This is a genomic window from Streptomyces sp. NPDC060205 (genome assembly GCF_042728395.1).
GTDB lineage: Bacteria > Actinomycetota > Actinomycetes > Streptomycetales > Streptomycetaceae > Streptomyces.
The window spans coordinates 1-7602 of the sequence record NZ_JBHWZP010000406.1 but is presented as its reverse complement, the minus strand read 5'-3'; the positions used below and the strand labels follow the sequence as shown (position 1 = coordinate 7602).

The window sequence follows — 7602 nt, the reverse complement described above, 5'->3', positions numbered from 1 at the left end:
CCCCTGAAGGGCGCCCCGTCAGGGGCGCGGGGAACTGCGCGATCAGCCCCCACCGAACCCGCGGACGACAACGGCCGGTTTTTCAGGGGCGCGGGGAACTGCGCGACCAGCCCCCACCGGACCCGCAGGTGACAGCGGCCGGCTTTTCAGGGGCGCGGGGAACTGCGCGGTCTTTTGGGCCAGCCACGGTGGGCGGCTCGCGCGATGTCAGGGCGCCCTGCTGACAACCGCTTCCCCCGCCGCACCCGGGGCAACCGGATTGCGCAAACCCTCCGCCGCGTCGGACACCCGCTGGATCAGGTCGAAGAACAGCGTCTGTTCCTCTCCGGAGAGGGGCGCGAGGAACACCTGGTTCATCCGAGCCGTCCGCACCGTCAGCTTGCGATGCACCCGCACCCCGTCGTCCGTGAGACGCAGCAGCGACCGCCGCCCGTCCTGCGGATCACGGACCTTGTCCAGCAGACCGCGCCGCCCGAGCCGGCTGATGACCTCGGCGATGGTGGACCGGTCGAGCCCCACCCGCTCCCCCACCGTGCGCTGGTCGAGACCCGGCTCGGCGACGAGCGCGTTCAGGACCGCGAACTGGGGCGAGGTGATCTCCTCGGAGACCATCGTGTTCCACAGCAGGTAGTGCGCCTGCTGCAGCCGCCGGGCCAGGTGCCCGGGGTGGGTGGACAGATCCACCGCGGCCATGAGCGCTCCTTGGGGCACGAGAGTCGGCATTCGTTGGTGCACTGAACAATAGCGGGCCATCAGTCCGCTGTCTCTTCTCCCCGGGCGGACTCTTGGCTTGCGTCCCATGGGGGGTCTTGACGGTTGACGGCCGCGATGGCAGCGTGTTCGAAACCTCGTAGAAATACTCAGTGCCCTGACTAATCAGGGCTGCGGGACGCTCGGGAGAGATGGGGCTTCGCAGATGGACAAGGTAGTCTCCACAGCCGCCGGGGCTGTGGCCGACGTACCCGACGGCGCGACACTCGCCGTCGGCGGTTTCGGCCTCAGCGGTGTGCCGAACGTGACGATCCAGGCGCTGTACGAGCGCGGTGTCACCGGCCTGGGCGTGGTGTCCAACAACTGCGGGGCGATGGAGTCCGGCCTGGCGGTCCTCCTGGCGGCGGGCCGCATCGCCCGCGTCACCGGCTCGTACATCGGGGCGAACAAGGAGTTCGCGCGGCAGTACCTGGGCGGGGAGCTGGAGGTCGAGATGATCCCGCAGGGCACCCTGGCCGAGCGGCTGCGGGCCGGCGGCGCCGGGATCCCCGCGTTCTACACACCGGCCGGTGTGGGCACGCAGGTCGCCGACGGCGGACTGCCCTGGCGCTACGACGGCGAGGGCGGCGTCGCACTGGCCTCCCCGCCGAAGGAAGTGCGGGACTTCGACGGCACCCCGTACGTGCTGGAGCGCGGCATCCGCACCGACTTCGCGCTGGTACGGGCCGCGAAGGGCGACCGGCACGGGAACCTCGTCTTCAACAAGTCCTCCCGCAACTTCAACCCCCTGGCCGCGATGGCCGGCCGGGTGACGATCGCCGAGGTTGAGGAGCTGGTGGAGCCCGGCGAGATCGATCCGGACGCGGTGCATCTGCCGGGCATCTTCGTGCAGCGGGTCGTCGCGCTCACCCCGGCGCAGGCGGCGGACAAGAAGATCGAGCAGCGCACGGTCTCCGCGCCTGCGGCACGAGAGACGTCTTCGGCACGGGAGACGGCTTCGGCACGAGGGACGGTGAGCGGCTGATGGCCTGGACGCGTGAACAGATGGCCGCGCGGGCCGCCCGCGAACTGCGGGACGGCCAGTACGTGAATCTCGGCATCGGGCTGCCGACGCTGATCCCCAACTATCTCCCGCCGGACGTGGAGGTGGTCCTGGAGTCGGAGAACGGCATCCTGGGCACCGGCCCGTACCCGACCGAGGAGCAGGTCGACCCGGACCTGATCAACGCGGGCAAGGAGACCGTCACCGTCCTGCCCGGCGCCTCCTACTTCGACTCGTCGCTGTCGTTCGGGATGATCCGCGGCGGGCACATCGATGTCGCGGTCCTCGGCGCGATGCAGGTCTCGGCGGGCGGCGACCTGGCGAACTGGGCGGTGCCCGGCAAGATGATCACCGGGATCGGCGGGGCCATGGACCTGGTGCACGGCGCCCGTACGGTGATCGTGGTGATGACCCACACCGCCAAGGACGGCTCCCCGAAGGTCCTCGACGCGTGCACGCTGCCGCTGACCGGCAAAGCCTGTGTCGACCGCGTGATCACCGACCTGGGTGTCCTGGACGTCACGGACGAGGGCCTGGTACTCGTCGAGACGGCGCCCGGTGTCACGGTCGACGAGGTCGTGGCGAAGACTGCCGCCAAGGTTCGTATCGCCGAAGAGCTCGTCGAGGAGCTCACCGAGGAGAAGCAGCCGTGAAGGACGTCTACATCGTCGACGCCGTCCGTACCCCGTTCGGCAAGTACAACGGAAGCCTCGCCGCCGTCCGCCCGGACGACCTGGCCGCCCATGCACTGCGTGAACTCCTCGCCCGTACGCCGGACCTGGACCCGGCCCGGATCGACGACGTGTACTTCGGCAACGCGAACGGCGCCGGCGAGGAGAACCGCAACGTCGCCCGCATGGCCGGCCTGCTCGCCGGTCTGCCCACCTCCGTGCCGGGCGTGAGCGTCAACCGGCTGTGCGCCTCAGGGCTTGAGGCCGTCATCCAGGCCGCCCGCGCCATCGCGCTCGGCGACGCCTCGATCGCCCTCGCCGGCGGTGTCGAGTCGATGACCCGCGCGCCCTATGTCCTGCCGAAGAGCGAGAGGCCCTTCCCCGCCGGGCACACCGAGCTGTACTCCACGACGCTAGGCTGGCGCATGGTCAACCCCCGGATGGACCCGCAGTGGACCATCCCGCTCGGCGAGTCCGCCGAACTCATCGCCGACAAGCACAAGATCAGCCGCGAGCAGCAGGACGAGTTCGCGCTCGCCAGCCACACCAAGGCGGCAGCGGCTCAGGCCGCGGGTCTGTTCGACGGCGAGATCGCGCCGGTGTCCCTTCCGCAGCGCAAGGGCGATCCGCTGTCCTTCGCCGCCGACGAATGCGTACGCGCCGACGCCTCCCTCGCGGCGATGGCCCGGCTCAAGCCGTCGTTCCGCACGGACGGCGGTACGGTCACCGCGGGCAACGCCTCGCCGCTCAACGACGGTGCGGCGGCCCTGCTGCTCGTCGACGAGGAAGGCCTCGCCGCCACCGGCCGCGAACCCCTCGCCCGGGTGTCCGCGTCCGGTGTCTCCGCGCTCGACCCCGACTACTTCGGCCTCGCGCCGGTGGAGGCCGTGAACCGCGCGCTCGCCAAGGCGGGCAGGACATTTGACGACCTGTCAACGCTCGAACTCAACGAGGCCTTCGCCGCGCAGGTCCTCGGCTGTGTCGCCGAGTGGCCCGAGTTCGACCCGGCCGTCCTCAACCCGCAGGGCGGGGCCATCGCCCTGGGCCACCCCCTCGGCGCCTCCGGTGCCCGGCTCGCCGGGACCGTCGCCCACCAACTGGCCCGCAAGGGCTCGGGAGTCGGCGTCGCCACCCTCTGCATCGGCGTCGGCCAGGGCCTCGCCCTCGTCCTGGAGCGTTAGGAACCCACCTCTCATGGCTCTCACCCAGTCGGACATCGACATAGAGATCAAGGACCAGCAGGACGCGTACGACAAGGCGGTCGCCGGGGGCGCCCCGGTCCTGCACCATCCGCGGCGCGACTACGCCCCGTACCGCAGCTCGCTGTTGCGGCATCCGAAGCAGCCGCTGGTCGCCGTGAGCGGCGGGGATCCGGAGACGGTCGAGCTGTCGGGGCCGGTGTTCGGGGTCACCGACATCACCGAGCACGACAGTGACTTGACGATCCATCACCGGGGTGAGCCGATCGGGGAGCGGATGACCGTCTCCGGGCGGCTGCTCGACCGCGACGGCCGCCCCGTGCGCGGTCAGCTCGTCGAGATATGGCAGGCCAACGCCGCCGGCCGGTACGCCCATCTGCGCGAGCAGCACCCGGCGCCGCTCGACCCCAACTTCACCGGTGTGGGACGGACCCTGACGGACGATCAGGGACGGTACTCGTTCACGACGATCAAGCCGGGTCCCTACCCGTGGGGCAACCACACCAACGCGTGGCGGCCCGCGCACATCCATTTCTCCGTCTTCGGGACGGCGTTCACCCAGCGGCTCGTGACGCAGATGTACTTCCCGAGCGATCCGCTGTTCCGGTACGACCCGATACTCCAGTCGGTGACGGACGCGGCGGCCCGCGAGCGGCTGGTGGCCACCTACGACCACGACCTGTCGAAGCCCGAGTTCTCGATGGGCTACGCCTGGGACATCGTCCTCGACGGTCCGTCCGCCACCTGGATCGAGGAAGGCCGTTGAGCATGGCCGAGCGACTGCTCCCCACCCCGTCCCACACCGTCGGCCCGTTCTACGGGCACGCCCTCCCCTTCCCCGACGGCGCCCGGATCGCCCCTCAGGGCCACCCGGACGCGATCAGCCTGCACGGGTACGTGTACGACGGCGCGGGCCGGCCGGTCCCCGACGCGCTGCTCGACTTCTGGCAGGCCGCGCCCGACGGCTCACTGACCGGCGCCCCGGGATCCATGCGCCGCGATCCGTCGACCGGCGGCTTCCTCGGCCGCAACGGCGTCGACTTCACGGGGTACGGGCGGGTGCCCACGGACGCCGACGGCCACTACGCGCTCCACACGCTGCCACCGGGCAACACCGGACTGCCGTACATCAGCGTGTGCGTGTTCGCGCGCGGGCTGACGCACCACCTCTTCACGCGCGCCTACCTCGCCGACGGACCTGACCCGCTGCTCGACTCGCTGCCGGCCGAGCGGCGCGCCACGCTGATCGCGACCGAGGGGGCGAACGGGACGAAGGGGGCGCTGGGGACGTACCGTTTCGACATCCGCCTTCAGGGCGAAGGCGAAACGGTCTTCCTGGAGTTTCAGTGACAGCGGTCGAACCCGAAGAACCCGGTGAGCGCGGGCGGCCCGTCGGGCCTGCCGAATCCGCCTGCCTCGACGTGGGGCTTCTCGCGCCCGGGCGGATCGGGTCCGCCGCCGAGGTCGCGACGGGTGACGCCGCGTTCCTTCAGGCGCTGCTCGACGCGGAGGCCGCCCTCACGCGGGCTCAGGCCTCGCTCGGGTTCGCCCCGGCCGCAGCGGCCGACGCCGTCACCGCAGCCGCCGTCGCGGCGCGTTTCGACGTCCAGGCGCTCGCGCTGCGCGCGCGGGCCGGCGGCAATCCGGTGATCCCGCTCGTCGCCGACCTGGGCGCGGCGGTCGGCGCCGAGTACTCCCCCTACGTGCACCGGGGCGCTACCAGCCAGGACATCATGGACACGGCCGCGATGCTGGTCGCGGTACGGACGCTGGATTTTGTCCTCGGCGACCTCGCCCGTACGGAGCGCGCGCTGGCCCGGCTCGCGCGCGACCACCGGGACACCGTCATGCCGGGGCGCACACTCACCCAGCACGCCGTCCCCACCACCTTCGGGCTGAAAGCGGCGGGATGGCGGTCGCTGGTGCTGGACGCCCGGGACCGCGTCCGGCTCGTACGGGACGGGCTGCCCGTGCAACTCGGCGGCGCGGCGGGCACGCTGGCGGCCTTCGCCGTGTACGGCGCCTCGGACACGGGGGCGCTCGTGACGGCGTACGCCCGCGAACTGGGCCTGTTCGCGCCGGTGTTGCCGTGGCACACCCTCCGGACACCCGTCGCCGACCTCGCCGGTGCCCTCGCCTTCACCGCGGGTGCCCTCGGCAAGACGGCCGCGGACGTCCTGACCCTCTCCCGCACGGAGATCCGTGAGCTGAGCGAGGGCACGGGCGGCGGGTCCTCCGCCATGCCGCACAAGGCGAATCCGGTGTGCGCGACACTGATCGCGGCGGCGGGCCGCCGGGCGCCGCAGCTCGCGGCGACGCTGTACGGGTCCATGGCGGCCGAGGACGAGCGGCCCGCCGGGGCCTGGCACGCCGAGTGGGAGCCGCTGCGTGATCTGCTCCGCCTGGTGGGCGGGGCGGCGCGGGACGCGGCGGAGCTGGCCGAGGGACTTCAGGTCCACGCGGACGCGATGCGGGCCCACGTGGATCTCACGCATGGTCTGATCGTCTCCGAGCGGCTGTCGGCCGAACTCGCGCCGGTGCTCGGGCGGGGCCGCGCCAGGGAAGTGCTCACACGGGTGGCGCGGCGGGCCACCGCGGAGGGCCGGCCGCTCGTGGAACTCCTCTCCGAGGAAGCGGAGTTGAAGGACCTCGACCTGGTGGCCCTGACCGACCCCACCCAGTACACGGGTTCCGCGGGAGCCCTCACCGATCGTGCCCTGGAGCGACGTTGACCAGTCGGACCGACCAAGCCGCCTCGCCGTCGCCGGGGGGCAGGTTGCTGCACCATCGCGTCGAAGGGGCCGGCTCCGCTCCCCCGCTGCTCCTCGGCCCCTCCCTCGGCACGTCATTGGCCCTGTGGGACAAGGTCGCGCCCGAACTCTCCGTCGCCCACCGGGTGGTGCGCTGGGATCTGCCGGGGCACGGCGGCTCGGCCGCTTCGCTGATCGGTCCCGGGGCGACCGTCGGCGACCTCGCCGCGCTGGTGCTGACGCTCGCGGACTCACTGGGCATCGACCGGTTCTCGTACGCCGGGGTCTCGCTCGGTGGTGCGGTGGGACTGCACCTCGCCGCGTACCACCCGGAGCGGGTGGACAAGCTCGCCGTGATCTGTTCCTCGGCTCACTTCAACGGCTCGAAGCCGTGGGAGGAGCGGGCCGCGCTCGTACGGGCCGAAGGGCTGGCCGGGCTGGCCGAGAGCGCGGACGCGCGGTGGTTCACGCCCGGGTTCACCGTCCCCGACCTGGTCGAGGACCATCGGACGGCCGACCCGGACGGGTACGCGGCGTGCTGCGACGCGCTGGCCGCGTTCGACATCCGTGAGGGGCTGTCCCGGATCGGCGCGCCCACGCTGCTCGTCGCCGGGCGCGAGGATCCCGCGACGCCGCCCGCGCATCTGCGGGAGATCGCGGACGCGGTGCGCGGGGCCGGGCTCGTCGAGATCCCGGGTGCGTCCCATCTCGCGCCCGCGGAGCGGCCGGAGGCCGTGCTCACCGCGTTGCGCGCGCACTTCGGGGGTGACGCGGGGCGGGGGATGGCGGTACGGCGGCAGGTGCTCGGTGACGAGCACGTGGACCGGGCGCAGGCGCGGCAGTCGGCGTTCACGGCGCGGTTCCAGGACTTCATCTCGCGGTACGCGTGGGGGGAGGTGTGGACGGACGAGACGCTGTCGCGGCGCGAGCGCAGCATGATCACCATGACCGCGCTCGTCGCGCACGGGCACTATGACGAGCTGGCGATGCATGTGCGGGCGGCCCGCCGCAACGGGCTCACTCCGGAGGAGATCGGGGCGGTGCTGTTGCAGACGGCGGTGTACTGCGGGGTGCCTGCGGCGAACTCGGCGTTCGCGGTGGCCCAGGGGGTCCTCTCCGAGGAGGGGTGAGCGCGGTAAGGGGCCTGCCCCGACAGCCCGTAAGCCGCCTGCAGGCACATCGTGGCTGAGCGCGCAGTTCCCCGCGCCCCAAAAAGCGGCCCCGTCAGG

The 7602-nt window shown here is 72.0% G+C and carries 8 protein-coding genes; 7 read left to right on the top strand and 1 reads right to left on the bottom strand.

Annotation, left to right across the window (positions count from 1 at the left end):
* Positions 1-207 precede the first annotated feature (207 nt).
* Positions 208-693 (bottom strand): MarR family winged helix-turn-helix transcriptional regulator, encoded by a 486-nt coding sequence (locus tag ACFWGJ_RS39320; protein WP_387333762.1) that lies wholly within the window; start codon positions 691-693, stop codon positions 208-210.
* Between the two features lie 223 nt (positions 694-916).
* On the opposite strand from ACFWGJ_RS39320, the gene ACFWGJ_RS39315 reads away from it, so the two are divergent.
* The 7 genes from ACFWGJ_RS39315 to pcaD all read left to right on the top strand — a co-directional run bounded on the left by ACFWGJ_RS39315 (position 917) and on the right by pcaD (position 7503).
* A complete protein-coding gene (locus ACFWGJ_RS39315; protein WP_387333761.1) occupies positions 917-1735 on the top strand; it encodes a CoA transferase subunit A in 819 nt (272 codons plus the stop codon).
* Entirely contained in the window at positions 1735-2406 is a 672-nt protein-coding gene (locus tag ACFWGJ_RS39310; RefSeq protein WP_387333760.1) for a CoA transferase subunit B, read from the top strand. The genes ACFWGJ_RS39315 and ACFWGJ_RS39310 overlap by 1 nt, the downstream gene beginning before the upstream one ends.
* Positions 2403-3605: a thiolase family protein gene (locus tag ACFWGJ_RS39305; protein ID WP_387333759.1), complete on the top strand. Its 1203-nt coding sequence runs from the start codon at positions 2403-2405 to the stop codon at positions 3603-3605. Before ACFWGJ_RS39310 ends, ACFWGJ_RS39305 begins: the two co-directional genes overlap by 4 nt.
* 13 nt (positions 3606-3618) lie before the next feature.
* Positions 3619-4389 (top strand): protocatechuate 3,4-dioxygenase subunit beta, encoded by a 771-nt coding sequence (gene pcaH, locus ACFWGJ_RS39300; protein WP_387333758.1) that lies wholly within the window; start codon positions 3619-3621, stop codon positions 4387-4389.
* A gap of 2 nt (positions 4390-4391) precedes the next feature.
* Positions 4392-4973, top strand: coding sequence for a protocatechuate 3,4-dioxygenase subunit alpha (gene pcaG, locus ACFWGJ_RS39295; protein WP_387333757.1), 582 nt, complete (start codon positions 4392-4394; stop codon positions 4971-4973).
* A 71-nt stretch (positions 4974-5044) separates the two neighbouring features.
* On the top strand, positions 5045-6355 hold the full coding sequence (gene pcaB / locus ACFWGJ_RS39290) for a 3-carboxy-cis,cis-muconate cycloisomerase (RefSeq protein WP_387333763.1): 1311 nt from the start codon (positions 5045-5047) through the stop codon (positions 6353-6355).
* Positions 6352-7503, top strand: a complete 1152-nt coding sequence (gene pcaD / locus ACFWGJ_RS39285; RefSeq protein WP_387333756.1) for a 3-oxoadipate enol-lactonase — start codon at positions 6352-6354, stop codon at positions 7501-7503. Before pcaB ends, pcaD begins: the two co-directional genes overlap by 4 nt.
* Positions 7504-7602: the final 99 nt, after the last annotated feature.

Coding starts and splice junctions, on each gene's coding strand:
- ACFWGJ_RS39320 (WP_387333762.1), bottom strand. CDS start 693: ATGGCCGCGGTGGATCTGTCCACCCACCCCGGGCACCTGGCCCGGCGG.
- ACFWGJ_RS39315 (WP_387333761.1), top strand. CDS start 917: ATGGACAAGGTAGTCTCCACAGCCGCCGGGGCTGTGGCCGACGTACCC.
- pcaG (WP_387333757.1), top strand. CDS start 4,392: ATGGCCGAGCGACTGCTCCCCACCCCGTCCCACACCGTCGGCCCGTTC.
- ACFWGJ_RS39310 (WP_387333760.1), top strand. CDS start 1,735: ATGGCCTGGACGCGTGAACAGATGGCCGCGCGGGCCGCCCGCGAACTG.
- pcaH (WP_387333758.1), top strand. CDS start 3,619: ATGGCTCTCACCCAGTCGGACATCGACATAGAGATCAAGGACCAGCAG.